Annotated in this window: 23 protein-coding genes; 14 read left to right on the forward strand and 9 right to left on the reverse strand. The window is 74.6% G+C overall.

The features are described 5' to 3' along the window. The first annotated feature begins 135 nt into the window (after positions 1-135). Both JS756_RS06240 and JS756_RS06245 read left to right on the forward strand, forming a co-directional pair. Positions 136-753 (forward strand): DoxX family protein, encoded by a 618-nt coding sequence (locus JS756_RS06240; RefSeq protein ID WP_205381931.1) that lies wholly within the window; start codon positions 136-138, stop codon positions 751-753. Between the two features lie 316 nt (positions 754-1,069). Further along, on the forward strand, positions 1,070-2,068 hold the full coding sequence (locus JS756_RS06245) for an ATP-grasp domain-containing protein (RefSeq protein WP_205381932.1): 999 nt from the start codon (positions 1,070-1,072) through the stop codon (positions 2,066-2,068). A 193-nt stretch (positions 2,069-2,261) separates the two neighbouring features. Here the strand turns inward: JS756_RS06245 and JS756_RS06250 are convergent, their stop codons facing one another. The 3 genes from JS756_RS06250 to JS756_RS06260 all read right to left on the reverse strand — a co-directional run bounded on the left by JS756_RS06250 (position 2,262) and on the right by JS756_RS06260 (position 3,832). Further along, positions 2,262-2,708 (reverse strand): pyridoxamine 5'-phosphate oxidase family protein, encoded by a 447-nt coding sequence (locus tag JS756_RS06250; RefSeq protein WP_205381933.1) that lies wholly within the window; start codon positions 2,706-2,708, stop codon positions 2,262-2,264. 251 nt (positions 2,709-2,959) lie between these two features. Next, positions 2,960-3,346 carry a nuclear transport factor 2 family protein gene (locus tag JS756_RS06255; RefSeq protein ID WP_205381934.1) on the reverse strand — a complete coding sequence of 129 codons (387 nt, stop codon included), beginning with the start codon at positions 3,344-3,346 and terminating at the stop codon, positions 2,960-2,962. Between the two features lie 66 nt (positions 3,347-3,412). Further along, positions 3,413-3,832, reverse strand: a complete 420-nt coding sequence (locus tag JS756_RS06260; RefSeq protein WP_205381935.1) for a hypothetical protein — start codon at positions 3,830-3,832, stop codon at positions 3,413-3,415. A gap of 497 nt (positions 3,833-4,329) precedes the next feature. Between JS756_RS06260 and JS756_RS06265 the strand changes: the two genes are divergently transcribed. Then, positions 4,330-5,022, forward strand: a complete 693-nt coding sequence (locus tag JS756_RS06265) for a response regulator (RefSeq protein ID WP_205381936.1) — start codon at positions 4,330-4,332, stop codon at positions 5,020-5,022. A 113-nt stretch (positions 5,023-5,135) separates the two neighbouring features. Further along, positions 5,136-6,884 (forward strand): sensor histidine kinase, encoded by a 1,749-nt coding sequence (locus tag JS756_RS06270; protein WP_205381937.1) that lies wholly within the window; start codon positions 5,136-5,138, stop codon positions 6,882-6,884. A 233-nt stretch (positions 6,885-7,117) separates the two neighbouring features. Here JS756_RS06270 and JS756_RS06275 read toward each other — a convergent pair whose 3' ends face one another. Together JS756_RS06275 and JS756_RS06280 are read right to left on the reverse strand one after the other, a co-directional pair. Continuing rightward, positions 7,118-8,323, reverse strand: coding sequence for a globin domain-containing protein (locus JS756_RS06275; protein ID WP_205381938.1), 1,206 nt, complete (start codon positions 8,321-8,323; stop codon positions 7,118-7,120). Positions 8,324-9,042: 719 nt separating this feature from the next. Continuing rightward, positions 9,043-10,899, reverse strand: a complete 1,857-nt coding sequence (locus JS756_RS06280; protein ID WP_205381939.1) for a PAS domain S-box protein — start codon at positions 10,897-10,899, stop codon at positions 9,043-9,045. 564 nt (positions 10,900-11,463) lie between these two features. On the opposite strand from JS756_RS06280, the gene JS756_RS06285 reads away from it, so the two are divergent. The 4 genes from JS756_RS06285 to JS756_RS06300 all read left to right on the forward strand — a co-directional run bounded on the left by JS756_RS06285 (position 11,464) and on the right by JS756_RS06300 (position 16,933). Next, entirely contained in the window at positions 11,464-11,673 is a 210-nt protein-coding gene (locus JS756_RS06285; RefSeq protein WP_205381940.1) for a hypothetical protein, read from the forward strand. Between the two features lie 138 nt (positions 11,674-11,811). Continuing rightward, positions 11,812-14,181: a glycoside hydrolase family 65 protein gene (locus JS756_RS06290; RefSeq protein ID WP_205382077.1), complete on the forward strand. Its 2,370-nt coding sequence runs from the start codon at positions 11,812-11,814 to the stop codon at positions 14,179-14,181. A gap of 632 nt (positions 14,182-14,813) precedes the next feature. Continuing rightward, positions 14,814-15,803: an Acg family FMN-binding oxidoreductase gene (locus JS756_RS06295; protein ID WP_205381941.1), complete on the forward strand. Its 990-nt coding sequence runs from the start codon at positions 14,814-14,816 to the stop codon at positions 15,801-15,803. A gap of 323 nt (positions 15,804-16,126) precedes the next feature. Continuing rightward, positions 16,127-16,933, forward strand: a complete 807-nt coding sequence (locus JS756_RS06300) for a universal stress protein (RefSeq protein WP_205381942.1) — start codon at positions 16,127-16,129, stop codon at positions 16,931-16,933. Between the two features lie 630 nt (positions 16,934-17,563). Here JS756_RS06300 and JS756_RS06305 read toward each other — a convergent pair. Further along, positions 17,564-18,028 (reverse strand): Crp/Fnr family transcriptional regulator, encoded by a 465-nt coding sequence (locus tag JS756_RS06305; protein WP_205381943.1) that lies wholly within the window; start codon positions 18,026-18,028, stop codon positions 17,564-17,566. 211 nt (positions 18,029-18,239) lie between these two features. Between JS756_RS06305 and JS756_RS06310 the strand changes: the two genes are divergently transcribed. The 4 genes from JS756_RS06310 (at position 18,240) to JS756_RS06325 (ending at position 22,275) form a co-directional block, all read left to right on the forward strand. Beyond that, complete coding sequence (locus tag JS756_RS06310; protein ID WP_205381944.1) at positions 18,240-19,067, forward strand: amino acid kinase family protein; 828 nt, start codon at positions 18,240-18,242, stop codon at positions 19,065-19,067. A 366-nt stretch (positions 19,068-19,433) separates the two neighbouring features. Then, positions 19,434-20,339, forward strand: coding sequence for a universal stress protein (locus tag JS756_RS06315; protein WP_205381945.1), 906 nt, complete (start codon positions 19,434-19,436; stop codon positions 20,337-20,339). A 38-nt stretch (positions 20,340-20,377) separates the two neighbouring features. Then, entirely contained in the window at positions 20,378-21,400 is a 1,023-nt protein-coding gene (locus JS756_RS06320; protein WP_205381946.1) for a zinc-dependent alcohol dehydrogenase, read from the forward strand. Between the two features lie 5 nt (positions 21,401-21,405). Then, a complete protein-coding gene (locus JS756_RS06325) occupies positions 21,406-22,275 on the forward strand; it encodes a universal stress protein (protein WP_205381947.1) in 870 nt (289 codons plus the stop codon). A gap of 9 nt (positions 22,276-22,284) precedes the next feature. Here the strand turns inward: JS756_RS06325 and ppk2 are convergent, their stop codons facing one another. Beyond that, entirely contained in the window at positions 22,285-23,088 is an 804-nt protein-coding gene (gene ppk2 / locus JS756_RS06330; protein WP_205381948.1) for a polyphosphate kinase 2, read from the reverse strand. A 458-nt stretch (positions 23,089-23,546) separates the two neighbouring features. On the opposite strand from ppk2, the gene JS756_RS06335 reads away from it, so the two are divergent. Beyond that, on the forward strand, positions 23,547-24,284 hold the full coding sequence (locus JS756_RS06335; protein ID WP_205381949.1) for a flavodoxin family protein: 738 nt from the start codon (positions 23,547-23,549) through the stop codon (positions 24,282-24,284). Positions 24,285-24,315: 31 nt separating this feature from the next. Here the strand turns inward: JS756_RS06335 and JS756_RS06340 are convergent, their stop codons facing one another. Continuing rightward, complete coding sequence (locus JS756_RS06340) at positions 24,316-24,936, reverse strand: CBS domain-containing protein (protein ID WP_205381950.1); 621 nt, start codon at positions 24,934-24,936, stop codon at positions 24,316-24,318. A gap of 162 nt (positions 24,937-25,098) precedes the next feature. Here JS756_RS06340 and JS756_RS06345 point away from each other — a divergent pair, with 162 nt between their 5' ends. Continuing rightward, on the forward strand, positions 25,099-25,980 hold the full coding sequence (locus JS756_RS06345; RefSeq protein WP_205381951.1) for a fructosamine kinase family protein: 882 nt from the start codon (positions 25,099-25,101) through the stop codon (positions 25,978-25,980). On the opposite strand, the gene JS756_RS06350 is transcribed toward JS756_RS06345, so the two are convergent. Next, positions 25,932-26,774 (reverse strand): universal stress protein, encoded by an 843-nt coding sequence (locus tag JS756_RS06350; RefSeq protein WP_205381952.1) that lies wholly within the window; start codon positions 26,772-26,774, stop codon positions 25,932-25,934. The two genes, JS756_RS06345 and JS756_RS06350, sit on opposite strands and share 49 nt — an antisense overlap. Positions 26,775-26,832 lie beyond the last annotated feature (58 nt).

Genomic DNA, 26,832 nt, shown 5'->3' on the forward strand with positions numbered 1-26,832 from the left:
GGCCCGGCCCACGGGACGTTCGGTCCTCCGGCCGGGCCCCGCGGCCCCCTGTGGCACGACCGCCCCACGCGGGACATTGAAGGCGCAACGACAGGCGCGACCCAGCGCCTGCCGGTCTCGGAGGGGATGAGCACCATGGCAGTTCACGAACACCCGCACCGCCGCTTCGGCTTCCACTTCCGGTCCACCGACCGGGCCGGGACCGCACCGGAGGCCGCCGGCACCGCGGAGGCGACCGCGATCCGCGCCTACGCGTTCGCCGGACTGCGTCTGCTCACCGGCTTCGTCTTCCTGTGGGCGTTCCTCGACAAGACGTTCGGCCTCGGCTACGCCACCCAGTCCGGCAAGGGATGGATCGACGGCGGCTCGCCCACCAAGGGCTTCCTCAGCCACGTCGCCGCCGGACCGATGGAGTCCACCTTCCACTCCTGGGCGGGCGCCGCCTGGGCGGACTGGCTGTTCATGCTCGGCCTGCTGGGCATCGGCGTCGCGCTCATGGCCGGCATAGCCCTGCGGCTCGCCGCCGCGGCGGGCACCGTGATGATGGCGCTGATGTGGATGGCGGAGTGGCCACCGGCCAAGCACCTGTCGGACGGCTCGCCCAGCATGTCGACGAACCCGTTCGCCGACTACCACCTCGTCTACGCCGTGGTCCTGATCGCGCTGGCCGTGGCGGGCGCGGGCGCCACCTGGGGCCTCGGCCGCCTGTGGGCCCGGCTGCCGATCGTCGACCGCAACCGCTGGCTGCGCTGACGGCCACACCGGCACCGCCCGGCGCGGGAGTTCTCCCCGCCGGGCGGTGCGCTGCCGTGGGCCGGGGCCCGCTGCGGCAGGGCGCACGCACGGGGGCGGACGGCGCAGGGCCCGGAGCGGGAGGGACAGGGGAATGCGCCCTGTCATGACCTGGCGCCCGGCGCCTACGGTGGTGGCGCCACAGCGCTGTGACACCGATCCGGCAGGGCGGAGACCGACCGCCCGTACGACAGGCACCACCCTTCCCGTGAATCCGCTCGGGCCGCGCGCCGAGAGCGTGCGGAACCGTGCACGTCGTAAGTCGCTGGAGGCTGCTGTGTCCCGACCCCGCGTCGCCCTGATCGCCGACCCCACCTCCCCCGAGGGGTGCAGCGCGTACCTCGCCGAAGCGGTCGCCCTGCTCACCGGTGCCCCGCCGGTCCGTATCGACTCCCGGCACTTCGGCACCGGCGGTACCGGCCGCGGCATCCGCGACGGGCACCGGTTACGCCTGCAAGCCCCGTCCCAGAGCGTCGACTTCACGCCCGACATCGTCGTCCTCTACGAGATCCCGCCGCACCGGCGCCCTGAACTCGCCGCCTTTCAGCGGCTGCTGGAACGGCACGACGTGGTCACCCTCGGCACCGGCACGGCCGCCTGGCGCACCGCGACCGAGAAGAACCTCACCGTCGAGCGCTTCCGCAGGGACGGCGTCGCCCACATGGAGACCCTGGTCCTGTCCCGGCCCACCGCCCAGGAGGCGACGGCCGCCTTCGACAAGCTCGGCCGCGACACCTGGGCCCGGCCCGTCGTCGGCACCGGGGGCGACGACACCTTCCACATCACGACCGACGGCCGGCTCCGCGAGGTCGCCGCCTTCTACGCCGAGCGCGGCACCGACTGGCTGCTCTCGCGGGACGCCGGGAACATCACCGCCGACGGACAGCGGCACCAGTTCCGCGTGTTCGTGCTGGGCGGCCGGGTCGTCCACGCCCGGGAGCACTTCCAGCCCGCCCCCGACACGCCCTGCAACACCTGCCAGGGGGCGACGCCCGTCCCCGTCGCCGCCGGCGACCTGCCCGCCCGCCTCACCGAACTCGCCGTCGCCGCCACGGCGTCCGTCGGACTGCCCTTCGCCGGCGTGGACCTCGCGGTCGAGAACGGCGGCGTCGTCTTCGAGGTCAACGTTCAACCCGCCTTCGTCGACGGCGAGCTCGGCAGCGTGGCCGTTCCCTACGTCCGCGCCCACCTCGACGCGCTCGTCAGGGCCAGGGGCGGGCACCGCGGCTTCGGCGCGTCGCGGCAGACTCGGCCGGTTCCGGCGGCCGGCAGCTGAGGGACCGCCTCGGGCTGGAGCAGCTCCGGGAGAACGGCAGCCCTACCGCCACCGAACCGCGATCCCCGGGCCGGCGCGGCGCCCCGCGACATCCCCCGCCGGTCCGCGCCGTCACCTCGGGGGCGGGGAGGGAGCGCGAGGTCCGGGCGCGGGCCCGTTCCCGGACGCGCCGTACTCCGGTGACGGCGTGCCCCTAGACGGGGGTGAGCCGGATCCCGGTGACCAGGTCGGGGCGGATGCGCACCGCGTAGTCCATCGTGCGGTCCACCCAGGGGCGCAACATCGCCCGGTAGTGGGCCAGTTCCCAGGCGTTGGTGATCAGGTGGGCGTAGCCGGTGACGACCACGCTCCAGCCGAGGTGGGTGTCCGGATCGATGAGGTCCGCCTCGTAGGCCACCACGACGCCGGGGGCGCCTGCCTGCCGGGTCCGGGTGGTCAGGGCCGCTCCCTCGTGCGTGCGGATGACGATGTCGCCGTCGTCCAGGACGTGGTTGACCGGACGGATCGTCGGCAGCGCGTGCTGGGTGAAGACGATCCGCCCGAAGGAGACGCTGCCCAGCAGCCGCAGAGCCTCCCGGCTGTCGAGCTCGACGCTGCGGCGGGGCCCCGCCGGGACCGGCGAGGCGTTGTCGATGGCCATGGCGGGGATTCCGTACGTGTGAGGAGGCAGGTCCGGGCGGGACGCGGTCAGGACATTCGAACGCGGCCGTCCGGGGCCGGACTAGGGCCGTTCGGCCCTGCAACGGTGCCCGGCCGACCCCCGTTCGCTCCCGGTGTGCCGTGGTGGGGTGCCCGGTTCCGTCGTCATCCGCGGGCCGGAGCGGGCGCCGGCAGCGCGACGGCGCCCCGCCCGGGAAGGCGGGGCGCCGCGGGTGTTGCGGAACGCGGACTTCAGTCCGTGCCGGGCGGTACCGGCGTGGCGTGGTGGTAGTACATCCGCCATGTCGTGTCTCCCTCGCGCCTGCGCCAGATCGAACTGCGCCGCGTCCTCACCTCACCGAGCCTCGTCTCGAACGTCAGATGCACCACGCCGGGGGCGAGGCACACCCCTTCCATTCGCGACGGCTCGTAGCGGGGCCCGTCCGGTGAACTGCCCGCGGCGTCCGCGAGCCGCGCCAGCATCGTCTCGTGGGTCCACCGCCGCCCCGACCCGCCGACCTCGACGAACTCGGGGTCGAGGAGCCGGCCGGTGAGCTCCCGGGAGGAACGCACCCGGGGGTCCATGAGCCGCAGCTCGCCGGCGATGGCCTGCTGTACGTCGTCCGTCGTGTCATCCATGGCGCCACCTCATCCGGCACGCGGGGCACGCCGCAAACGATTTCCCGCGCGGCCGGCGGCGCCCGCCTACGAGCCGGGGGAGGCCTCAGCAGACTGTGCGCCGCCCGGGCCGCCGCGCCACGGCGGCGGCGCCGAGGTCCGGCGGGCCGTCTCGCCCCGGTGCACCACCCGCTCCACCTGTCCTCGCAGCCGGTCGTGCAGCCGGTCGGCGAGCCGGTACGCGGTCGCCTCCTGTGCGTGCACGACGACCAGGTCGGCGCCCACCCGGATCTCGCCGCCCGCCGACCAGGGCTGCTCGGTGTGGCGCGCCGCGGCGCGGGTGATCCGCACCTCGCCGCCGAGCGGCGGCAGCCCCGGCCGGTCCAGGGCCGCGAGCACCTTGGCCCGGATGCGGGCCAGCGACGTTTCGTCCACGTCGCCCTCGGCCGCCCTCACCCGCACGGCGGCGGTGGGGGTGTCCTGGACGCCGGTGTCCCTCGGAGTCATGTGCTCCGCTCCCTTGTCTCATCGTTCCGCGTCGTACTGCTGCGTACGGCTGCGATGTCCGCGCCGTACTGCTGCGCTCGGTCGATCGGCCCGGCCCTGCCGCGCCTGCTGCGTTCTGCCCGTTCCGCACGCTGTGCTCCGTGACGCGTCGTCGTCGTGCGCCGACCGATGCCTCCACGCTCGCGCCGCCACCGCACGCGCCCCAAGGGCCACCCGGCCCTCCGGTACGGGCCGGCAGTCCCCGCCGTCCCGGGTCGGAGCGGGTGAAGGGGCGGTAGATCGAAAATAGGGCCGACCGGCCCTGGCCGTTCGGCCCTGAAGGGCGAATGATCCCCGCAGGGGACCGGACGCGACCGGACGTGATCGGATGTGACGGGAAACGAATCCGGGCCGGAACCGGTTTCCGGGCGGCATCACGGGCGACAATGACCAGGACCCCGACCCGGCGGCGCCCCGCCGCCGGAAACTGAGAACGAGCACACGAGAAGGAGCAACCGATGGCGGACAGCCAGCGGCCCGGCCCCGGCGAACCCATCCGGGTCTTCCTGCTGGACGACCACGAGGTGGTGCGGCGAGGCGTGCACGACCTGCTCAACGACGAGCCGGACATCACCGTGGTCGGTGAGGCCGCCAACGTCGCTCAGGCGCTGGTACGGGTGCCCGCGCTGCGTCCGCAGGTGGCCGTTCTGGACGTGCGCCTCCCGGACGGCGACGGTGTGACCGTCTGCCGCGAGCTGCGCTCGCGCATGCCGGAGCTGGCGTGCCTGATGCTCACCTCGTTCGACGACGAGGAGGCGCTGCTGGACTCGATCATGGCGGGTGCCTCCGGTTACGTGCTCAAGCAGATCCAGGGCTCCGACCTGGTCTCGGCCGTGCGCACGGTCGCCGCCGGCCAGTCCCTGCTCGACCCGAGCGCCACCTCGCGTCTGATGGCCCGGCTCCGCCAGGACCAGCAGGAGGAGGAGCAGCCGGACGTGCTGCCGGGCCTCACCGAGCGCGAGCGCGAGATCCTCGCCCTGATCGGCGAGGGGCTGACCAACCGGCAGATCGGGCAGCGGCTCTTCCTCGCCGAGAAGACGGTGAAGAACCACATCTCCCGGCTGCTGGCCAAGCTCGGTGTGGAGCGGCGCATCCAGGCCGCCGTCATCGCCACCCAGGCACAGGATCGGCTCCGGCAGCAGGAGCACTGAAATTCCCGTCTCCTCGACCACCCGGCTGCCCGCCACCGCTCGGGACCGTTAACGTGGCCTATGAACGGCGTGTACGGCGCTCGGTGGCGTGACGGAGCGGAGAGGAACGCGGGGTGGCAGGTTCCCACGGGACCAAGGATGGCGAAGGCCGGGAAGAGCCTCGCGTACGGCTGCCGCAGCTGCGGTTGGACGAGTTGCTGGAGGAGCTCCAGGCCCGGATCGACGCGGCGCGCGGTACCCGGGACCGGGTGCACAGTCTGCTGGAGGCGGTGCTGTCGGTCGGGCGTGAGCTGGACCTGGAGCAGGCCCTGCACAGCATCGTGGAGGCGGCGGCGGCCCTGGTGGACGCCGAGTACGCGGCGCTGGGTGTGATCGGCCCGGACGGCAAGCGGCTGTCGGCGTTCCACACGGTGGGGGTGAGCGAGGAGCAGATCGCGCGGATCGGGCCGTATCCGGAGGGGCACGGCATCCTGGGCGAGCTGATCCGGCATCCGGAGCCGTTGCGGCTGGCGAAGCTGTCGCAGCACCCGGCGTCCTACGGGTTCCCGCCGCACCATCCGCCGATGAACAGCTTCCTCGGTGTTCCCATCCGGGTGCGCGAGCAGGTGTTCGGGAATCTGTACCTGACGGAGAAGCGCGGCGGGGCGGAGTTCGACGAGGAGGACGAGTCGGTCCTGTCCACGCTCGCCGTGGCGGCGGGTGTCGCGATCGACAACGCCCGCCTGTACGAGGAGTCGCGGCTGCGCGAGCGGTGGCTGCGGGCCAACGCGGAGATCACCCACAGCCTGATGTCCGGCGTCGAGCGCTCCGAGGTCCTCGGCCTGCTCGCCGACCGGGCCCGGGAGATCACCCAGGCGTCCCTCGTCGCGGTCGCGATGCCGGTGGAGGACACCGGGTCCCTGACCGTGGAACTCGCCACCGGCGCCGACGCCGACCGCCACCGGGGCCAGGTGCTGCCCGTGGAGGGCACCCTCGTCGGCGAGGCCTATGCCTCCGCCGCCCCGGTCACCAGTCTGGACGTCCTGGCGGACGACCGGGTCGCGCTCCTGTCCGGCAGGCTGTCCGGGCTCGGCCCGGCCGTCGCCGTTCCCATCGGCACCGGCGTCGAAGGCGTACGCGGTGTCGTGCTGCTGGTCCGTGAGGCCGGCGAGACGGTGTTCTCCGAGAAGGACATCGAACCGCTGAAGGGCTTCGCCGCCCAGGCCGCGGTCGCCATGGAGCTGGCCGAACGACGGCAGGACGCCGAGCAGATCGCGGTCCTCCAGGACCGTGACCGCATCGCGCGCGACCTGCACGACCTGGCCATCCAGCGGCTGTTCGCCACGGGGATGACCCTCCAGAGCGCCGGACGCTTCATCGAGCACCGGGAGGCCGCCGAGCGCGTCGTCCGGGCCGTGGACGACCTGGACGAGACCATCAAGATCATCCGCTCGACCATCTTCGGCCTGCGTTCCCGGGAGGACGGCAGCGCCGGCGCGGGGCTGCGCGCCCGCGTGGTCCGCGCGGTCGGCGAGGTCGCCCCGGTGCTGGGCTTCGCGCCCAGCGTCCGCATGGAGGGCCTGCTCGACACCGACGTACCGCGGGAGACCGCCGACCACGTGGTGGCCGTGCTCTCCGAGGCTCTCACGAACGTCGCCCGGCACGCCCGCGCGGACCGCACCGACGTCGTCCTGGCCACCGACGGGCACGAGGTGCGCCTGACGGTGACCGACAACGGCGTCGGACTGCCGGAGGGGGGCCGCCGCAGCGGCCTGCGGAACATGGCGGAGCGGGCCGAGCAGCTGGGCGGCGAGCTGGAGACCCTGACCCCGGCGCACGGCGGGACCACGCTGGTGTGGCGGGTGCCGGTGGGGCAGCAGTGACTTCCCGGACGCCGCGGACCCCGCCCGGGCAGCGCCCCGTACGGGGGCTCGGCTGGACGTCGATCCGCCGCCGGCACGCGACCGCGCCGCTCCGTCGGGAAGGGAACGACGGTTGCCGGCCGGCACCGGCCACGGGGTGACACGACCGCACCGGCCGGGCCGGGGGGCGGCACCGCCCCACCCCGGCCCTCGCCCCACGGCGCAGTACTCGACGTCCGCCCCGACGGCGCCGTTCACACGGCGGCGTCCGGCAGCCACAGGTCGGGGCCGAACACCTCGTAGCGGATCCGGCGGGCCGGGACACCGCGCCGCAGCAGCTCGGCCCGCACCGCGCGCATGAACGGCAGTGGACCGCACAGGTACACGGTCGCGTCGGCGGGCAGCTCTGCCGCGTCGAGATCGAGCAGGCCGGACTGCGCGTCCGGCTCGGCCGCGCCGGGACGCTCGTACCAGAAGCGTGCCCGGCCGTGCGGCAGCCGATCGGTCAGCCTCCGGGTCTCCGCGCGCAGCGCATGGTCCTCGGGGGTGGTGTCGGCGTGCAGCACCAGCACCGGGCGGGTGGACCCGGTCCCCGCGAGACGGTCGAGCATGCCGACCATCGGCGTGCAGCCGATGCCCGCCGAGATCAGCACCAGAGGGGTGTCCGCCTCGTCGAGGGCGATGTCGCCGAACGGCGCGGACAGCGTCAGCTCGTCGCCGACGCGTACCGTTCGGTGCAGCAGCTCCGACACCTCGCCGTCGGGCGCGCCGTCGGTGCCGGCCACCTGCTTGACGGTGATGCGGCGCAGGTCGCGTCCCGGATCGCCGGACAGGCTGTACTGGCGCACCTGGTGGACCCCGTCCGGCATGAGGGCGCGGACGCTGACGTACTGCCCGGCACGCGCGGCCGGGGCCGGCCCGCCGTCGGCGGGACGCAGCACGAACGACACCACGTCAGCGGTCTCCTGGCGCCGCTCCACCACCGTCCACGGCCGCCAGATCTCGCCCGGCTCCACCCCCGCCTCCTGGTAGAGGCGCGCCTCTTGGGCGATGAGCGCACCGGCCATCAGCCAGTACACCTCGTCCCAGGCGGCGGCCACCTCCGGTGTCACCGCGTCGCCGAGCACCTCGGCGATCGCACCGAACAGGTACTTGTGGACGATCGTGTACTGGTCGTCGGTGACCCCGACCGCCGTGTGCTTGTGGGCGATGCGCGACAGCAGCGCGTCCGGCCGTTCGTCGGGCCGTGCCAGCAGGGCCCGGGCGAAGCCGGCGATCGATCCGGCGAGTGCCCGGCGCTGGGCCCCGCTGGCCTGGTTGCCGCGGTTGAACATGCCGTCCAGCAGCTCGGGGCGGTCGTGGAACATCGCCCCGTAGAAGCGCGTGGTGATCTCGTCGAGCGCACCGGCCACGGCGGGCAGCGTTGCCCTGACGACGGATGCGGACTCTGCGGACAGCATGAAGCCTCCCGAGGGTGGGACGAAGGAGTTGGATCGGGGCGGGAGCCGGACGTGTGGTGCAGCGTGAGTGGAGCCGGGTCCGGCGGACGCGGCCCATCCCTTTGTAGAAGGTGAGCCGCTTGCGGTCACAGGGCCGGACAGGGCCCGGGCAGGGACGTTCGGCCCAGAGCGGCCCGACACCTCGCCGCCTAGCGTTCCCGTCGTGGAGAACGGCCTTCGCCCCTCGAAGGGGGGCGTCGCCCGGTCCCGTCCGCTCCCGGACCGATGGGTGACGACCTGTCGGATCAGGTGGCGGACACGTCTGTTCGGGTACAGGGAGCGTCGGCGGTCCTGGGGATGGGATTCCGTGCGCGTGTTCCCACCGGACCCGGTGCCGTACTCCTGGGGTGGCGCGACAAGGCTCACGGGCCTGCCCGGAGCCGCCCGGGTGCTCCCTTCCCGCGGGGCGGGACCGGCAGCGACCCGGTGCGGACTCCGGCCGCCTTCCGGGAGCCTTCGTCCTGCCCCGCCGGGGGACGGGTACGTGTGCGCCGGAACACCCCGTGGACGGGCCGCCGGTGAACCGGTGACCCCCGGCGGCTCGCTCGGCTTGCGGTGGGGAGAGGCCGGGCGAGGCCGCCGGAACCCTCGCCCTGTCGCCCTGTCGCCCTGTCGCCCCCGGCCCGCTCGTCGGCGGTCGTCCGGAGCCCGGAGGCTGCCGGCTTCCGTCGAGGTCCGGCTCACAGCCCGAGGGTGAACCAGGTCGTCTTCCCGTCGTCGGTGGGTCGCACCCCCCAGCTTCCCGCCAGCGTCCGCACCAGGATCAGCCCGCGACCCGACTCCTCGTCCCCGGCCGCGAGACGCGGCTGCGGCAGATGCGGGCTGCGGTCGCTGACCTCGACGGTGAGCTCGGTGGCGGTGCGGCGCAGCCGCAGCGCGATGGGCCCCTCGGCGTGCTGGACGGCGTTGGTGAGGATCTCCGACAGCAGGAGCAGGGCGTCGTCGGGGTCCATGGCGCAGTTCCACGCGGTGAGGGCCTTGCGCAGGAACGCACGCCCCTCCGGCACGGACTCCGCCACGGCCGGAAGCTCCGTGTTGCGCGCCGCCAGCGGGGCCGGCGGCAACTGGGCGAGCAGCAGCGTCACATCGTCGTTGTGGCTGTCGGCGTCCGGCAGCAGGCTCGTCAGGACCTGGTCGGCGGCGGTCTCCAGACAGGCTGCGCCGGTGAAGAACTCCGCCAGGACGACGGAGAGTTCACGTATCCGTTCCTCGATGTCGCTCCCCGGCGTCTCGATCAGCCCGTCGGTGTAGAGCACGAGGGTGGCGCCCGGTGGGATCTCCGTGCACGACTGCTCGTAGATCACGTCGCCGACCCCGAGCGGGGCATTGACCGGCGTCCGCAGCGGGCTGACGCCGGCGCCGGCGCCGGCGACCAGGACCGGCAGATGACCGGCCGAGCACACCGTCACCGTCCCCGCGTCGGGCGCGATCACCAGATAGCAGCAGGTCACCAGCTGATCGGGCACGTCCAGGTCGGCCACGCAGCTGTCCAGGGCCTGCATCAGCCGGTTCGGCTCCATGCCGGTCTTCGCCAGAGCGTGCGCCGCCGAGCGCAGCTGCCCCATCACGGCCGCCGCTTCCAGGCCGCGGCCCATCACGTCACCGATCAGCACCCCGACCCGGTCGGCGCCCAGCGGCACCAGGTCGAACCAGTCGCCGCCCACACCCGCGCCCTGCGTGGCGGGCCGGTAGCGGCTCGCCGTGGCCAGCCCCGGCAGCGCGGGCGGCGTGCCCATGAGGCTGCGCTGCAGCGTCAGCGCGATGTGCCGTTGCTGCTCGTAGAGTGCGGTGAGTTCGGCCTCGGCACGCTTGCGGTCGCTGATGTCCCGCACGATGGCGCAGGCCCCGACCACCGCGCCGGACGGGTCGCGTGTCGGCCACAGGGTCACGTCGACGTCCAGCATGCCGCCCGTCTTGGTCATCCGCAGCGTCTCGAAGTGCTCGACCTTCGCGCCGTCCCGCAGCTGCTCCAGCAGCATGCCGACCTCCCCGCGCCGTTCCGTCGGGGCGAGCACGCCGACGTGGCTGCCGATCGCCTCCTCGGCCGTGTAGCCGTACAGGCGCTGGGCCGCGGCGTTCCAGTACGTGATGTACCCGTCGAGCGTCTTGGCCAGGATCGCGTCCTGCGAGGACTCCACGATCCCCGCCAGCTCGTTGATGCGGGCCTCGACCGCCTTGCGGTCGCTGACGTCGCGCACGGCGGCGGAGACCAGCAGCCCGTCAGCCGTCTCCAGCGGGCTCAGGCTGATCTCGACGGGGAACTCGGTGCCGTCCTTGCGCAGCCCGTGCAGTTCCAGACCCGCGCCCATCGGGCGGACCTGCCGGTTGGCCGCGTACCCGTCGCGGTGTCCGGTGTGCTGAGCGCGGAAACGGTACGGCATCAGCAACTCGACCGGATGGCCGAGAAGTTCCTCGCGCCGATAGCCGAACATCGCCTCGGTCTGGGCGTTGACGAGCTTGATGACTCCCGTGTCGTCGACGATGACCATTGCGTCCGGTGCGGCCTCCAGCAAACCGCGGAACACCATGTCGGCCATTTGGCGGCCCCCTCCCGTGCGAGGAATCAGGCCATCACAGCGCGTCCGGGGTGAGCCCGCCCCGGAATGTCGTTTACTAGCCGTTTCCTGCTCAAAGATGATCGTCGGGAGTTCGACCTGGATGACCACGGAACCCGGGTTCGTGCCTGGCCGGGGTCGGCATCCTCACCGTGGTGAGGGCCCGCGGCGGCGGAACCGGATCCTCCGCCGCTCGTACCGCGTCCGGTGCCGCGTGCGGCGCCGGCGGCACGGCGCCCCGTTCGCCGCAGGTCCGCGACAGGGCGGGAAGGACCATCCGCTTCTTGCGGATCCTCATTGCGCGGTGCACGGCACGCGGCCGCTTCTCCGCGTCTCGATGCGGTCCTTCCCGCCGCCCTCAGCACAGCACAGCGGCCGCACATCCGCCAGGGCCGACCGGCCCCACCCTCGCGCCGGGCCCGGCCGCAGCCCGTCCCTGAAGGGCGGTCCAGCCCGGTGCGGGGGGCCGGTCGGCTCAAGCGCGGCGGGCCGCCCCTGCGGTTGGCTCGAGGTGAGCACCACGACACGACCGAAGGGGCGAGAACCGTGGGAACCACCCTCACACCGGACTCCTGGGAAGGCGCGGCCCTGCTCCTGGCCGCCGCGGCGGGCCTGGGCTTCGCCGCCACCGCGGCCCACGACGCCCGCGCCCTGCGCCGCGCGCGCCGCGCCCCGCAGCGGCGGCCCCCGCGTCCGGCGCACGAGACGCACCCGGCGCGCCCGGCCCGCCGCCACCGCAGGCCCGCTCTGCGCTGAGGGCGCGAAGGCACCCCGGGGGCGTGGAACGGGCCGGGACGGGGGACTCGGGGCGGCAGGACCGAAGACACGGGCGCCCCCACCGCCGCGTGGGCGGCGAGCAGGAGACCGAGGACCACTGACGTGAGGAGCGTCGAGGTGACGGGCTGGAGCTGGACGTACGAGGGATACGCGCCCGCCGACGAGAGGCTGCGCGAGTCGCTGTGCACGCTGGGCAACGGCTACTTCGCCACCCGGGGGGCGCTGCCGGAGTGCGCCGCGGACGACGTGCACTATCCGGGCACCTACGTCGCCGGCTGCTACAACCGGCTGACCTCGCCGGTGGCCGGCCGACAGGTCGAGAACGAGGACATGGTCAACGTCCCCAACTGGCTGCCGCTGCGCTTCCGCCCGGCCGGAGGCTCCTGGCTGAGCCCCGACACCGCCCCCGTGCTCGACCACCACGTCCGGCTCGTCCTGTGCTCGGGGCTGCTGGACCGGCGCACCCGGTTCGACATCGGCAAGGGCCGGGCCCTGGTCGTGCACCAGCAGCGCCTGGCGCACATGGCCGACCCGCATCTCGCCGTCATGCGCACCGAGTTCACCCCCGAGGGCTGGTCCGGCACCCTGGAGGTCGAGGCGGCCCTGGAGGGCGGCGTCAGCAACGCGGGCGTGTCCCGCTACCGCGACCTGGACGGCCACCACCTCACCCACGGGCACACCGGCGACGCCGCTCCCGACGTCGTCTGGCTGCGCTGCCGCACCCGCACCTCCGACATCCGCATCGGCATGGCCTCCCGCCTCACCGCCGACGCGCCGATCGAGGTCCGCCACCAGGACCCGCGCGCGGTCCAGCGCGTGCGGCTGGAGCTCGCGCCCGGCCGTACCGCCGTCGTCGACAAGACGGTCGCCCTGCACACCTCGCGCGACCCGGCGATCAGCGACCCCCTGTACGCCGCAGTGGCCCGGGTCCGCCGCGCCCCCGGCTACGACGACCTGCTGGAGGCGCACCTGACGGCCTGGGACCAGCTGTGGCGGCGCGCCGACCTCGACGTGCCCGGGGAGTCGGGCCGCATCCTGCGGCTGCACCTCTTCCACGTGCTGCAGACGCTCTCCCCGCACACCGCCGACCTCGATGTCGGCGTGCCCGCCCGGGGCCTGCACGGCGAGGCCTACCGCGGCCACGTCTTCTGGGACGAGCTGTTCGTGCTGCCCTACCTCAACCTGCACTTCCCCGAGGTCTCCCGGGCTCTGCTGCGCTACCGCCACCGGCGCCTGGAGCAGGCCTGCACCGCTGCCCGCGACGTGGGCCGCCGGGGCGCCCTGTACCCCTGGCAGAGCGGCAGCGACGGCCGCGAGGAGACCCAGCAGGTGCACCTCAACCCGCGCTCGGGACGCTGGCTGCCGGACCACTCGCGGCTCCAGCACCACGTGGGCTCGGCCATCGCGTACAACGTGTGGCAGTACTGCCAGGCCTCCGACGACGCGGAGTTCCTGCACACCAAGGGCGCCGAGATGCTGCTCCAGATCGCCCGCTTCTGGGCGGACTCGGCCGTCTGGGACGAACAGCTCGGCCGGCACCGCATCAGGGGCGTCGTCGGCCCGGACGAGTACCACGAGGCCTATCCCGGAGCCACCGCGCCCGGCCTCGACGACAACGCCTACACCAACGTCACCGCCGCCTGGGTGCTCGCCCGCGCCCTGGAGCTGCTGGACGTCCTGCCCGAGCCCCGGCGCCGCGAACTCGTCGAGCGCATCGGCCTGGACGGCGGCGAACGCGAGCAGTGGGAGGACGTCTCCCGCACTCTGCACGTGCCCTTCCACGAGGGCGTCATCAGCCAGTTCGCCGGGTACGGCGACCTCGCCGAACTGGACTGGGACGGCTACCGCGAGCGGTACGGCGACATCCGCCGCCTGGACCGGATCCTGGAGGCCGAGGGCGACACCGTCAACCGGTACCAGGCGTCCAAACAGGCCGACGTGCTCATGCTGGGCTACCTCTTCTCCCCGGCGGAGCTCCAAGGCCTCTTCCGCAGGCTGGGACTGCGCCTGGACGACGAGACCTGGCAGCGCACCGTCGACTACTACCTCCACCGCACCAGCCACGGCTCCACCCTCAGCGGCCTGGTCCACGGCTGGGTGCTGGCCCGGGCCCGGCGCGCCGAGGCCTGGAAGTTCTGCCAGGAGGCACTCCAGGGCGACATCGCCGACATCCAGGGCGGCACCACCGCCGAGGGCATCCATCTCGGGGCCATGGCCGGCACCCTCGACCTCGTCCAGCGCGGACTGCCCGGTCTGGAGACGCGCGAGGGCGCCCTCTGGCTGGATCCGGTGCCGCTGCCCGAACTGTCGTCGTACGGCTTCTCCCTGCGCTACCAGGGCCACTGGGGCGTCCGCCTGCGCCTGGAACGAGGTCTGCTGGAGATCGCAGTACCGTCCTCCGACGCCTCCCCGATCGACGTGCGCCTCCCGGACCGCGCGGTGTCCCTGGAACCGGGGGAGACCGGCAGGCTGCTCCTCGCCGACTGACGCGCCGCCTCCACCGGCGGCCGCCACCCCGGTGGGGCCGGACGGACCCCGCGGGAAGGACCCGGCGGCCCTACCCGGCACCGTGCCGCGGGGGCAGGCTGATCGTACGGGCAGCCGGAGTCATCGGATGCGTACCGCACGCAGGCGGCCGGCTCCGGAGGGAGTGACCCGCCGATGCACCGGGACCACCACGGCACGACCGCCGCGCCCCGAGGCAGGGCCCGGTCCCGCACGCCCCGGTCCGCTGTCCGCCCGGCCGGTCCCGCTCCGGCGCGCTCCACCGCGGCCCCGCTCCCGGTGCGCCGCGACGGCGCCGTCCCGCCGTCGATCCCGACGGTGCCGGGACGCCCGCCCGGTGCGTCCGCCCCGTCCGTCCGCCCGGCCGCCCGTCGGGCACGGCGCCCCGGCGCACCGGGCCCGGAACACGGTGCCGCGCACCCGCCCACGCCCGGCGTCCGGCCGGACACGACCGTGCGCGACCGTGCGCAGTGCGGCCCGCCGGGCGCGGGAAGGGCGCTTGCGAACGCCGGCGACGCCCGGCCGTCCCGCGCGCCGAGGGCCGTTCCGCACCGCACCGCACCGACTGCCCTTCCGCCCGCCACGTCCCGCCCGCACCCCGAGGAGGCGCCGTCATGCCGGCCCCAGCACTCGACCACGAGGCGGTGACGTCGCTGGTACGCGCCGCCACGGCCGCCCCGTCCCTGCACAACGCCCAGCCCTGGCAGTTCCGTTGGCACTCCGGCACCGGCGTGCTGGCACTGCGGGCGGATCCGGAGCGGACGATGCCGCGTCTGGACCCCGGCCACCGCGCCCTGCACCTCGGCTGCGGGGCGGCACTGTTCAACCTGCGGGTCGCCGCCGCGGACGCCGGCCGGCCCACGGACGTACGCCTGGTGCCCGACCCGGCCGACCCCTGGCTGCTCGCCACCGTCGGCCTCACCGGCACCGGACGGCCGGACGACGAACTGGCCCGGCTGTACCCGGCGATCCCACGGCGCCACACCAGCCGCCACCCCTTCGAGGAGAAGCCCATCCCGCCCGACGTCCAGCAGGCGCTCGCCGAGGCGGCCCGCCAGGAGGGCGCCCAGCTCGTCTTCCCCGGGCCCTGGCACACCGAGGCGTTGCTCGACCACGTCCGGGACGCCGAGGAACGCGACACCCTGGAACCCGAGCGTCTGGCTGACGTCCGCCGGTGGGTCCGCGTGGGCGACCGGGACGGCGGACCCGCCCTCGACGGGATTCCCGAGTACGCCCTCGGACCCCGCAAGCGCGGCGGTCGCGCCCCGGTACGCGACTTCGCCGGCCGCGAGCGGGTACCGGGCCGGGCGGCGGCGGTCTTCGAGTCCGTGCCGAACCTGGTCCTGCTGGGCACGGAGAACGACCGGCAGGCCGACTGGCTGCGCGCCGGGCAGGCCCTGGAGCGGGTACTGCTCCTCGCGACCCTGGCCGGGCTGGCCACCGCCCTGACCTCGCACTCCCTGGAGCGGCCCGACCTGCGGGAGCTGGCCCGGGACCCGGAGTCCTCCCTCGGCTTCGTCCAGATGGTCCTGCGCCTCGGCTACGGCACACCGGGAACCGTGTCCCCGCGGCGGCCGGTCGAGGACGTCCTGGACATGAGCTGAGGCCGCGGCCGGGCCGTCCCGCGACGGTCCCCTCCGGGCAGGGCCGTACGGGTTCCGCCGGGGCCGTACGGCCCCGTGTCGCGGCGGTGCGGTGGACGGGACTCTGGGCACCCACGGGACGCCGGCTCGCCGGTCACGGGACCGTCGGTCTGCGGTGGCCCGGTGCCGGTCCACGCCGTCGGCAGCGGCAGTCGACGGCTGCGGTCACCGGCCACCGGCAGCGTCGGCCGTTCGACGAGGGCCGGCGGCATCGTTCGCGGGCGGCCGGTCGGCGGCCGCGGTCGATGGCCGCCGGTCGAGGATCCGTTGAGGGGAGGCACGCCATGCTCGGTCCTGTCGTGGTGGGAGTGGACGGAACGCCGTCGAGCCTGGTCGCGGTGGAGGTCGCGGCCCGCGAGGCGGAGCGGCGGGGCGTGGGCCTGCGACTGGCCCACGCCCTCGGCCGCGGTGCGGGGGACACGCCGCCCGGCGTGGCGCCCTGGGACCCCGACGGGGCCGCGGGACGCGCCCGGATGAACTGCGTGCTGCGTGCTGCCGAGGGCCGGGCCCGACGCGAGGTGCCCGGGCTGGCGATCAGCTGGGACGTGCTGGTGGGAGAACCCGCGGCCGTGCTGGAGTGCGCGGGGCGGGACGCCGCACTCACCGTGGTAGGGAGCAGCCCGATCCGGCGCAGGGGAGTGCCGCGCCCTTCCGTGGGCCGTCTGCTCGGCGCTCGCGGTCGCGGCCCGGTGCTGGTGGTGCGCGGGCGCCTCGTCGCCGGGGGCCCGGTCGTCCTGGTCGACGGCGGTGCGCCGGCGGACCGAGCCGCGGCCGAGTTCGCCTTCCTCGAGGCCGCCGGGCGGGGCACCGACCTCGTCGTGCTGACCCCGCGCCGCGGTCATCCCCGCGACGGCGAGGCGCTGGCGCCGGATCTGCGCACCGCCCACCCGGACGTCGCGGTCCGCCCGCGGCGGGTGCGTGGCGGCACGCGGCGGGCCCTGGCCGAGGCGAGCGCGGGCGCCCAGCTCGTCGTCGTCTCCGCCCGGCCCCGGTCCGGCGCGCTGGGCGCCGCCCTGAACGCCGCGTCCGGCTGGTCGGCCCTGCGACACGCCCGCTGCCCCGTCGCTCTCGTCCCGGCAGCCGCCCGCTGAAGCCCACCTCGTCACCGCCTGCGGGGCCCTTGCCCCGGAGCGGTGCAGCGAACGGGCCGTCGCGCGAGCCTCGCGACGGCCCGTCCCGGACCGGCACGGCCCCCCGCGACGCGGAAGGCGCCCCCGGGGCCGTTCCGCGTCAGCCCGATGCTCCCGCCGCGTCCGCACGCCTGCATGGCTGAATGCTGCACGCCCGCGTCGCTCGATGGCTGCACCCGTACGCCGGGCGACTCGTACCCCGGTGCGGGTCTCGGGCGTCGGCGTGAGCCTCGTAGGCCGGCGGCGGCCGTGGGCGCCGGTGCGGACAGCGCGGCCGGCGGGGCCCGAGCGGCCCAGTGCCGCAACAGGCGACCTCGCCCCGTCGCGACGCCCGGCACGCACTCTCGCCGCACCGGACGAAAGCCCGAGTACATCCAGTACGCCCGAGTACATCCAGTACGAGGGCTTTTGGCCGGCATGCCGGGAGCACGCACCGGACGCCGCTCCTTGACGGGCGAACGTCGCCTGCCGCAGCTACGGCATGCCGACGGCCTCCTGCCGCGTGCCGGTCGGCCGGCACGCGGCAGGAGGCCGTCTGTGAGTCGCGCGGGCACCGGAGCGGCGGGCCGCGCGACACGGGCACCCCGTGGGTCAGCGCATGCCGCCGCTGCCGTAGGGCGCGTACAGGTCCAGCAGGCGGGTGCGGGCCGCGCGCAGTCGCTGGGCCAGGACATCGCCCACCCACTGGGTGACGTTCAGACCGAACTCGGGATCGGCCTTGCACAGGGCGCGCACCTCGGCTGCGTCGAACTCGTACGCCCTCAGCGGGGTCGCCGCCTCCGCACCCAGGTGCCAGATGTGCGGGGCGAACAGCCAGGACCAGCCGACGAGTTCGTTGTGGCCGAGGGAGTCGATCACGGCGGGCCGGCGACCGGGCACCCGCATGTCCAGATCGACCGTGCCGGTACGGATGACCCAGAACCGCTCGGCCCTGCCACCCTCGTCGAAGAGGCGCGTGCCTTGGGGAAAGGCCACTTCATGGGCCAACGCCATCAGCCGCTGCCGGTGTTCGGCGGGCAGCGCCCGCGGCATGCTCGTGGTGACGGGTGCGTTCATGACGCGCCTCCAACAGCAGGTGCGGACCGATCACCTCCAGGGTGGGCGGGCGCCGGCCCGCGGGCCAGGGGCCACTCGGCCCCCTCGAACAGGCCGACCGGCGCTGCCGCGGCGGCCCATGGGCACCCTGCGCGCGCCGTACGGCGGTTGTTCGATGGGAGTGCGGGGGCGCAGACGCCCGCCCCGGACCCCATGCGTGAAGGACCCGGCCATGCGCATCGTCATCGCTCTAGGAAACAACGCCCTCCTGCGTCGCGGGCAGCGGCCCGACGCCGAGCTCCAGCGCGCGAACGTCGTCAGAGTGGCCACCGCGATCGCCCCGCTCGCCCACGAGCACGACCTGGTCGTCACCCACGGCGGCGACCCCCGGCCCGGAGCAGCGGCCGGGCACGAGCCGACGGCCGGCGCCCGCGTCGACCCGCTCGTCGCGCAGAACCAGGGCCGGATCGGCTCGCTGCTCGTCTGCGCGCTCCACGACGTGCTGCCGGGCCGCCGGGTGGCCGCGGTGCTCACCCACACCCTGGTCCGCGCCGACGACCCCGCCTTCACCCGGCCCTCCGCGCCCGGCGCCCGGTCCGCGGTGCCCACGCCCGGCCCGGAACGCATCCTGGAGACGGACACCGTCCGTACCCTGCTGGACTCGGGAACCGTGACCGTCTGCGCGGGCGGCGGCGGTGTGCCCGTCCTGACGGACCGGACCGGCGCCCTGCGCGGCGTGCCGGCGGTCGTCGACAAGGACCTCGCCGCCGCCCTGCTCGCCGAGGACCTCAAGGCCGACTTCCTGCTGCTGCTCACCGACGTGCCCAACCTCTACGCCGACCGCGGCACCGGGCGGCAGCGGCCCGTGCTGGACGCGACCCCGGCCGAGCTGCGGCGCGGGCACTACCCGCCCGACACCATGGGCCCCAAGGCCGAGGCCGCCGCCCGGTTCGTCGAGCGCACCGGCGGGCTCGCCGCCATCGGCCACCTCGACGCCGCCCACGAGATCGTGCACGGCCTGTCGGGCACCCTGGTGCGCCCCGCCCTGCCCGGCGCCTGACGGATCCGGGAGCCGGTCCGATCCCCGGTCGGCGGAAGAGGTTTCCCGGGCCGCCGGTCGATCCGCGCCCGCCCGTCCCCCGGCCGGTCGGTGCCCGGCCGTCTCCCGCGCCCGTGCCCCGCCGTCGTTCGTCCGTCACCCGGTGTCGCGGCCGGCCGTTCCTCCGCCACCCGCGCTTTCACCGTCCCGCCCATGCTGCCCATGCTGCCCAGCCGCCAGCCGCCAGCCGCCAGCCGCGCCGCTCCCGTCCCCCGGCCCGCCTGCGGCGTGGGGCCGGTCGGCCCCCGCCGGGGACCTGCGGCCCCTGCACCGGCCGCCGTCGGATCACCACGCTGTAAGCAGATCCCCGACCAGGAGGCACACACCATGGACCGCACCGTTGTCGCAGCTCTGGACGGCTCGCCGGAGAGCCGCGCCGCGGCGGAGTGGGCGGCACGCGAGGCGAAGCTGCGCGGCCTGCCCTTGAAGATCGTGCACGTGTGGGAACCGGTTCCCGAGCCGATGGCCCAGGCGCCGATGCTCGGTGCGGAGACGCAGGCCCACTGGACCGAGCGGATCCCGCGCGAGGCGGCAGAGGGCCTGCGGCTGCGGCACCCCGGCGTCGAGGTCACCGCCGACCAGCTGAGCGGCCGGCCCGCCGAGGTCCTGCCGAAGGCGGCCGAGGACGCCGAGCTGCTCGTGCTCGGCTCCCGCGGCATGAGCGGGTTCGGCGGCTTCCTGGTCGGTTCCGTGGGCCAGTCCGTGATCGCGCACACCGAGGTCCCCGTGGTCCTCGTCAGGGCGGGTGAGCAGGCCGCCGACGAGCACGAGACCGATCCCGCGGGGATCCCCTCCGCGGGCACGGCGTTCCGCCCCGTGGCCCTCGGTCTCGACGTCGACAACCCGGCCGACGCCGTCGTGGCCTTCGCCTTCGAGGAGGCGGCCCGCCGGCACACCACCCTGCGGGTCGTGCACGCCTGGAATCTGCCGCCGTACTACGTCTACGGCCTCTCCGCCGACGCCGGCTTCCACGACGAGGTGATCCGCGAGAAGACCGACGAGCTCACCGAGGCACTCCGGCGCTGGCGCAAGGAGTACCCGTCCGTGGAGGTCGTCGAGGTGTCCCGGTCCGGCAGTGCCGCCCAGCAGCTGGTCGACGCCTCCCGCGGGGCATCCCTGGTCGTCGTCGGGCGGAAGATCCGCCGGGGTCGGCTCGGCACCCACATCGGGTCCGTCGCGCACGCCGTCCTGCACCACGCCACCGCCCCCGTCGCCGTCGTCGCACACGGCTGACCCGTTCCGGTCCGCGAGGATCCGCGAGGAGTTGCACCATGAAGGCAGCGGTCGTACGAGCCTTCGGCGAGCCCCTGGTCGTCGAGGAGCGCCCCGACCCCGAGCCCGGTCCCGGACAGGTCCGCATCCGTGTCGAGGCCTGCGGGCTGTGCCACACCGACATCCACGCCGCCCACGGCGACTGGCCCGTCAAGCCCGACCCGCCGTTCGTCCCCGGCCACGAGGGTGTCGGGGTCGTCGAGGAAGTCGGTGAAGGCGTCGACGGGCCGGCGGTCGGTCAGCGCGTGGCGGTGCCGTGGCTCGGCCGGGCGTGCGGGCGGTGCGAGCACTGCCTGTCGGGCCGGGAGACGCTGTGCGAGCAGCAGGTCAACACCGGGTACGGCTGCGACGGGGGCTACGCCGAGAAGATGCTCGCCTGGGCCGACTTCGCCCAGCCGGTGCCCGACGGTGTCTCCCCGTTCGACGCCGCCCCCCTCACCTGCGCCGGCGTCACCACCTACAAGGCGCTCAAGGTGGCCGGCGTCCGCCCGGCGCAGTTGGTCGCGGTCTCCGGAGTCGGCGGGCTCGGACATCTCGCCGTCCAGTACGCCAAGATCGCCGGGGCCACCGTCGCCGCGGTCGACGTGACCGACGACAAGCTCGGCCTCGCCGCGGAACTGGGCGCCGATCTCGTCATCGACGCCCGGCACGAGGACGTCGGCGCTGTGCTGCGGCAGCACGGAGGTGCGCACGCGGCACTCGCGCTCGCGGTGGACGACGCGGCGTTCACCGCCGTCAACTCCGGCCTGCGGCGGGGCGGGAAGCTCGTGATGGTGGCCCTGCCCGCCCACGGCACCGTACAACTGCCGATCTTCGACACGGTGCTGAACGGCACCTCGGTCATCGGCTCCATCGTCGGCACGCGGCAGGATCTCGCCGAGGTCTTCCAGCTGCACGCCGCGGGCCGCACCCGGGTCGTCCAGGAGACCCGCCCGCTGGCCGCGGTCAACGACTGCATCGACGCCGTGCTGCGCGGTGAGGTCAAGGCCCGCATCGTCTTCGATCTCGGAGCGGAAGGGTGACAACCATGGAACTCCCCGTCGTGGTGGGCGTGGACGGCTCCGAGCCGAGCCTGCGCGCCGTGGACTGGGCGGCCGACGAGGCCGTGCTGCGCGGCCTGCCGCTGCGCGTGGTGTACGCCTCCCTGTGGGAGCGCTACGAGGGCACATCCCTCGCCCGGGACCTGCACAAGCCGTCCGAGGAGGTGCGGGCCGCCGACATCGTCGACGGGGCCGTCCGCCGGGCCGAACGGCGGCAGCCGGACGTCAAGGTCTCCGGCGACGTACTCCCCGAGGAGGCCGAGTACGCACTCGTGCGCGAGGGCCGCAACGCCACCGCGCTGGTGCTCGGCACCCGGGGGCGCAGCGGGGTGGCGGAGGCGCTCCTGGGGTCGGTGAGCCTGACCGTGGCCGGTCACGCCGACTGCCCCGTGGTCGTGGTGCGCGGCAACCACGACAACCAGGCGGCCACGGCGGTCCACGGCCGGGTCGTCGTCGGAGTCGGTGAGGACCAGGGCGAGGGCGCCGTCGTCCGGTTCGCCGTGGAGGAGGCACGTCGCCGCGGAGTGCCCCTGGAGGCCCTGCGGGCCTGGCGGTGCCCGGCGCACGAGAGCGCCGACCACCCTCTCCTCGCGGGCGGCCCCGCCCGGGTGCACGAGGAGCGGGCCGCCGAGGTGCTGGAGGCCGCCCTCGCGGACGTGCCCGAGGACGTGCGGGTGCGGAGACTCACCGTCGAGGGGAACGCCCGCCGGACCCTGGTGGACGTCTCGCACGACGCCGATCTGCTGATCGTCGGCGCCCGGCGCCGTCACGGCAGCCACGGGCTCCAGCTCGGCCGGGTCGCCCACGCGGTGCTGCACCACTCCGCCTGCCCCGTCGCCGTGGTGCCGCACGCCTGACGCCACCTGTCACAGACGCGCCGCGTGATCGGGGACGTAGGTCTGCAGATCGCGCGGCGGCCGCTGGTAGCCCGTCGACGGCGGGCGCTCGGGCAGTTCCAGCACCGGCGGGGGCACGTCGTGGTAGGGCACGGAGTCGAGCAGGTGGGCGATCATGTTCAGCCGGGCCCGCCGCTTGTCGTCGCTCTCGACGACGTACCACGGCGCCTCGCGGATGTCGGTGTGCACCATCATCTCGTCCTTGGCCCGCGAGTAGGCCTCCCACCGGGTGATCGACTCCAGGTCCATCGCCGACAGCTTCCAGCGCCGCAGCGGGTCCTCCAGCCGGCGCCGGAAGCGCTCCTGCTGCTCGGCGTCGCTGACGGAGAACCAGTACTTGCGCAGCAGGATGCCGTCCTCGATCAGCATCCGCTCGAAGATCGGGCACTGGCGCAGGAAGAGCTGGTACTCCTCCCTGGTGCAGAAACCCATCACGTGCTCCACCCCGGCCCGGTTGTACCAGGACCGGTCGAACAGCACGACCTCGCCGGCGGCCGGGAGATGCTCGACGTACCGCTGGAAGTACCACTGTGTGCGCTGCCGTTCGGTCGGCGTCGGGAGCGCCGCGATCCGGGCCACGCGCGGGTTGAGGTGCTCGGCGACCCGCTTGATCGTGCCGCCCTTCCCGGCGGCGTCCCGCCCCTCGAAGACCACCACCAGCCGGGCGCGCTCCGCCCGCACCCACTCCTGGAGTTTCACCAACTCGGCCTGCAGCCGCAGTAGTTCGCTCTCGTACACCTTGCGCGGCAGCTTCGCCGCCTGCTTCTCGGCCATGCCGCCTCTTCCCCTCGCCGCGGTGCCGGACCACCCGAGCAGAACCGTAGTGACCGGCCGTTCCGTGTGCACCTCGAATCGCTGCGGATCCCGGGCCCGGCGCACCCGGGCCGGGTGAACGGCCACCGGTTTCCCGCCGCCCCCGCGCCGGTCCGGCGCCCCGTCGGACCGGCGCGGGGGCGTCGGACCGGCGCCCCGTCGGCGCGACGCCGACGCCCCACATCCCTCGGCGGGCGGGGGAGGGCAGGCGAGCGCGCCCGCCGACGGGAGGTACGCGTGCGCCCGACGCAACCGCGCCGCCGGCGGCGCGGGGCGCACGCCCAAAGGCGCATGCACCCGTCCGGATCGTGACAGCCCGTAAAAGGCGACAAATGGTGATCCATGAGAGAAGCTGCCGCTGGAGCCGCTCACCGGGCGGCCGACCAGCCCGTCCCGCACGGTCCGTCAAGGAGTCCGCCATGGCCGTCCCGTCCTCCGCGCCGACCGACGGCGCGTACCGCTTCGACGATCTCACCGCCCTGTTCATCAACTGCACCCTCAAGCCGTCGCCGCAGCTCAGCCATACCCAAGGGCTGGTCGACAAGAGCAGGGCGATCATGGACGCGCACGGGGTGACCACGGACGTCGTCCGCGCCGTGGACCACGACATCGCGACCGGCGTCTACCCGGACATGACCGAGCACGGCTCCGCCACCGACACCTGGCCCGCGCTCTACGAGCAGGTCATGGCCGCCGACATCCTCGTCCTCGCCGGCCCCATCTGGCTGGGCGACAACAGCTCGGTCACGAAGAAGGTCATCGAGCGGCTCTACAGCTGCTCGGGCCAGCTGAACGAGCAGGGCCAGTACGCCTACTACGGCCGTGCGGGCGGCTGCCTGATCACCGGCAACGAGGACGGCGTCAAGCACTGCGCGATGAACATCCTCTACAGCCTCCAGCACCTCGGCTACACCATCCCGCCCCAGGCGGACGCGGGGTGGATCGGCGCGGCGGGGCCGGGCCCCTCGTACCTGGACCCCGGCTCCGGCGGTCCGGAGAACGACTTCACCAACCGCAACACGACGTTCATGACCTGGAACCTGATGCACGTGGCCGCGCTGCTGAAGCGCAACGGGGGCATTCCCGCCCACGGCAACCAGCGCTCCGAATGGGACGCCGGCTGCCGCTTCGACGCACCGAACCCCGACTACCGCTGACCCGGAACCGCGGCACGGCCGCCCCTTCGGGTCAGCGGCCCGCGAGCTCCAGACGGACGTCCACGACGCCTTCCACGGCGCGGGCCGCCCGGGCGATCACCGGGACCAGGAGCCGGTCGGCGAGGGTGCCTCCGAGCGTGACCACCCCCTCGTCGACCGCCACCGTCACCGCGGCGGCGGCCTCGACCGGCTCCAGGACCTCCCGGCGCACGTCCTCGGCGATGTCCGCGTCGGGCCGCAGGAACACCTTCAGCAGGTCGGCGCGGCTGACCACGCCCTGGAGCACGCCCACGCCGTCCACCACGGGAAGCCGCTTGACATGCCGGCGCGCCATGATGCGCGCCGCCTCGGAGACCGGCGCGTCCGCGTGCACGGTCACGGCGGGGCTGCTCATCAGCTCGCCCGCGGTGATCGCGCCGGCCTTCACCCGGTGCTCGGACGCGCCCTCGTCGGTGTCGCGGAACTCCTCCTTCGCCAGCAGGTCCGCCTCCGAGACCACGCCGATCACCCGCCCCTCGCCGGCCAGGACCGGCAGGGCACTGACCTTCCACTGATCCAGCAGCTCGACGACCTCCTTGAACGGCGCCTCACTGCCGACGGCGACGACGGTCTGCGTCATCACGTCGCTGACCGTGTGCGGAGATTCAGACATCTCGGCCTCCCAGGGCAGGGACGGCCATCCCGGCGGTCGCGTCCCCTGATCCGACCCTGCCCCCGCCCACCGGCGCCCGGCAGGGGCCGAACGGCCCGCCCTGCCGGCCGACCCGCCCCGCCTGCGACCGGACCGCCTCCGGCCCGGCCGTACCCTGGCGCCGTGCGCAATTCCTCCGACGGGTCCCCCGACGGCGGCCCGGCCGCCGCGGCGGCCCGGTTCACCGGATCGGCGGTGACCGGTGCACGGCACCGGTCCGCGACGCTCACCGAAGTGACCGTGGACGGCGGCCGTGCGGTGATGGTCAAGCACGGCGACGCCGGCGCGGTACGGGCCGAGGCGGCCGGGCTGCGCTGGCTGGCCGACGCCGGTGCGGTTCCGGTGCCCGTGGTGCACGGGCACGACGAACGGTGGCTGGTCACCGACCGCGTCCCAGCCGGCAGGCCCGGCCCCGACGCAGCGGTCCGCTTCGGGCGCTCCCTGGCGGCTCTGCACGCCGCGGGCGCCCCGGCGTTCGGTGCTCCGCCGCCTGGCGGGCCCGAGGACGCGTGGATCGGGCTCGCCCCCATGCGCAACACCGCCGTCGACGACGACTGGCCGCACTGGTACGCCGAGCACCGCGTACTGCCCTATCTGCGCCGCGCGGTCGACGACGGCACTCTGCGGGCCGCGGAGGCGTCCGTCGTCGAGCAGGTCTGCGCGCGCCTGCCGGAGCTGGCGGGGCCGGCCGAGCCGCCGGCCCGGCTGCACGGGGACCTGTGGAACGGCAACGTGCTGTGGGGCGCGGACGGGCGGGTCTGGCTCATCGACCCCGCCGCGCACGGCGGCCATCGGGAGACCGACCTGGCGATGCTGGAGCTGTTCGGCTGTCCTCACCTGGACCGGATCCTGGAAGGCTACGGAGAGACGCACCCGCCCGCAGCGGGCCGGCGTGACCGCATCGGGGTGCACCAGCTCTTCCCGCTGCTCGTGCACGCCGTGCTGTTCGGCCGCGGCTATGCCGAACAGGCCCTGTCGGCGGCCCGCGGCGCCCTGGCACTGTGACTCCCCTGTCCGGCTCGCGGGCCGGGCTCGGGCACGACCGCGACCGGGCAGCGCGCCTCGCGCAGGACGAGGCGGATGGTGAGCCCCGGCAGGTCCGCGGCGCCTCTTCGGCCCACGACGAGCAGTCCGCTGCCCTCCGCGGCGTGCACCAGGGCGTCCGCGGGCGGCAGCAGCACGACGTCCGTCAGCACCTCCACGTCCGGGTACGTCCTCCGCCAGGGCCGCAACGCGTCCGACAGCGACTGCACCTGCTCGTCCTCCCAGGCGGCGCGGTCCTCCTCGGGCACGGCCAGCGGGGAGCGGGCCGCCTCGGCCGGCAGGGCCCAGGCGGACACCGCGTGCAGCCGTACGCCGCGCAGCCGTGCCTCCTCGAACGCGAAGCCGATCGCTGCGCCGGGCGGATCCCCTGGGGTCACGCCGACGGCCACCGCGTCCGACCCGGCCGGCCTGAACGCCCGCGCGGGCACCAGCACCACCGGTCCCGCGGATCCGCCGGCCACGGCCGACGCGGTCCCGCCGACACCGAGCACCGTCAGTCCGGCCCGTGTGCCGAGGGACCGCAGCACCGGGACCGCGTCACCGGCGGGCGCCTCGCAGCTCACCGTCAAGGCCGGAAGGCTCTGGGCCAGTTCGGCGGCGATCCGCTCCGCATCCGCCGACGCCCCACCCGCCGGAGACACCTGGACCACGTGCAGCGGGACTCCACGCCGCAGAGCCTCCCCGGCCGCCCAGTCGGCGGCGGCGCGGCCGCGGGCCGACGCACCGGCTCCGACGACGATCACCTGTTGCTCCACGGCCGCTCCTCCGTCGACTCGGGCAGCCCCAGCCTGCCCGGCCCCGCCCGCCGCACGC

The sequence above is a fragment of the Streptomyces actuosus genome (assembly GCF_016921115.1).
Taxonomy (GTDB): domain Bacteria; phylum Actinomycetota; class Actinomycetes; order Streptomycetales; family Streptomycetaceae; genus Streptomyces; species Streptomyces actuosus_A.

Coding starts and splice junctions, on each gene's coding strand:
- JS756_RS06340 (WP_205381950.1), bottom strand. CDS start 24,936: ATGTCTGAATCTCCGCACACGGTCAGCGACGTGATGACGCAGACCGTC.
- JS756_RS06315 (WP_205381945.1), top strand. CDS start 19,434: ATGGACCGCACCGTTGTCGCAGCTCTGGACGGCTCGCCGGAGAGCCGC.
- JS756_RS06335 (WP_205381949.1), top strand. CDS start 23,547: ATGGCCGTCCCGTCCTCCGCGCCGACCGACGGCGCGTACCGCTTCGAC.
- JS756_RS06265 (WP_205381936.1), top strand. CDS start 4,330: ATGGCGGACAGCCAGCGGCCCGGCCCCGGCGAACCCATCCGGGTCTTC.
- JS756_RS06255 (WP_205381934.1), bottom strand. CDS start 3,346: ATGGATGACACGACGGACGACGTACAGCAGGCCATCGCCGGCGAGCTG.
- JS756_RS06305 (WP_205381943.1), bottom strand. CDS start 18,028: ATGAACGCACCCGTCACCACGAGCATGCCGCGGGCGCTGCCCGCCGAA.
- JS756_RS06275 (WP_205381938.1), bottom strand. CDS start 8,323: ATGCTGTCCGCAGAGTCCGCATCCGTCGTCAGGGCAACGCTGCCCGCC.
- JS756_RS06260 (WP_205381935.1), bottom strand. CDS start 3,832: ATGACTCCGAGGGACACCGGCGTCCAGGACACCCCCACCGCCGCCGTG.
- JS756_RS06240 (WP_205381931.1), top strand. CDS start 136: ATGGCAGTTCACGAACACCCGCACCGCCGCTTCGGCTTCCACTTCCGG.
- JS756_RS06325 (WP_205381947.1), top strand. CDS start 21,406: ATGGAACTCCCCGTCGTGGTGGGCGTGGACGGCTCCGAGCCGAGCCTG.
- JS756_RS06250 (WP_205381933.1), bottom strand. CDS start 2,708: ATGGCCATCGACAACGCCTCGCCGGTCCCGGCGGGGCCCCGCCGCAGC.
- JS756_RS06300 (WP_205381942.1), top strand. CDS start 16,127: ATGCTCGGTCCTGTCGTGGTGGGAGTGGACGGAACGCCGTCGAGCCTG.
- JS756_RS06280 (WP_205381939.1), bottom strand. CDS start 10,899: ATGGCCGACATGGTGTTCCGCGGTTTGCTGGAGGCCGCACCGGACGCA.
- ppk2 (WP_205381948.1), bottom strand. CDS start 23,088: ATGGCCGAGAAGCAGGCGGCGAAGCTGCCGCGCAAGGTGTACGAGAGC.
- JS756_RS06295 (WP_205381941.1), top strand. CDS start 14,814: ATGCCGGCCCCAGCACTCGACCACGAGGCGGTGACGTCGCTGGTACGC.
- JS756_RS06320 (WP_205381946.1), top strand. CDS start 20,378: ATGAAGGCAGCGGTCGTACGAGCCTTCGGCGAGCCCCTGGTCGTCGAG.
- JS756_RS06310 (WP_205381944.1), top strand. CDS start 18,240: ATGCGCATCGTCATCGCTCTAGGAAACAACGCCCTCCTGCGTCGCGGG.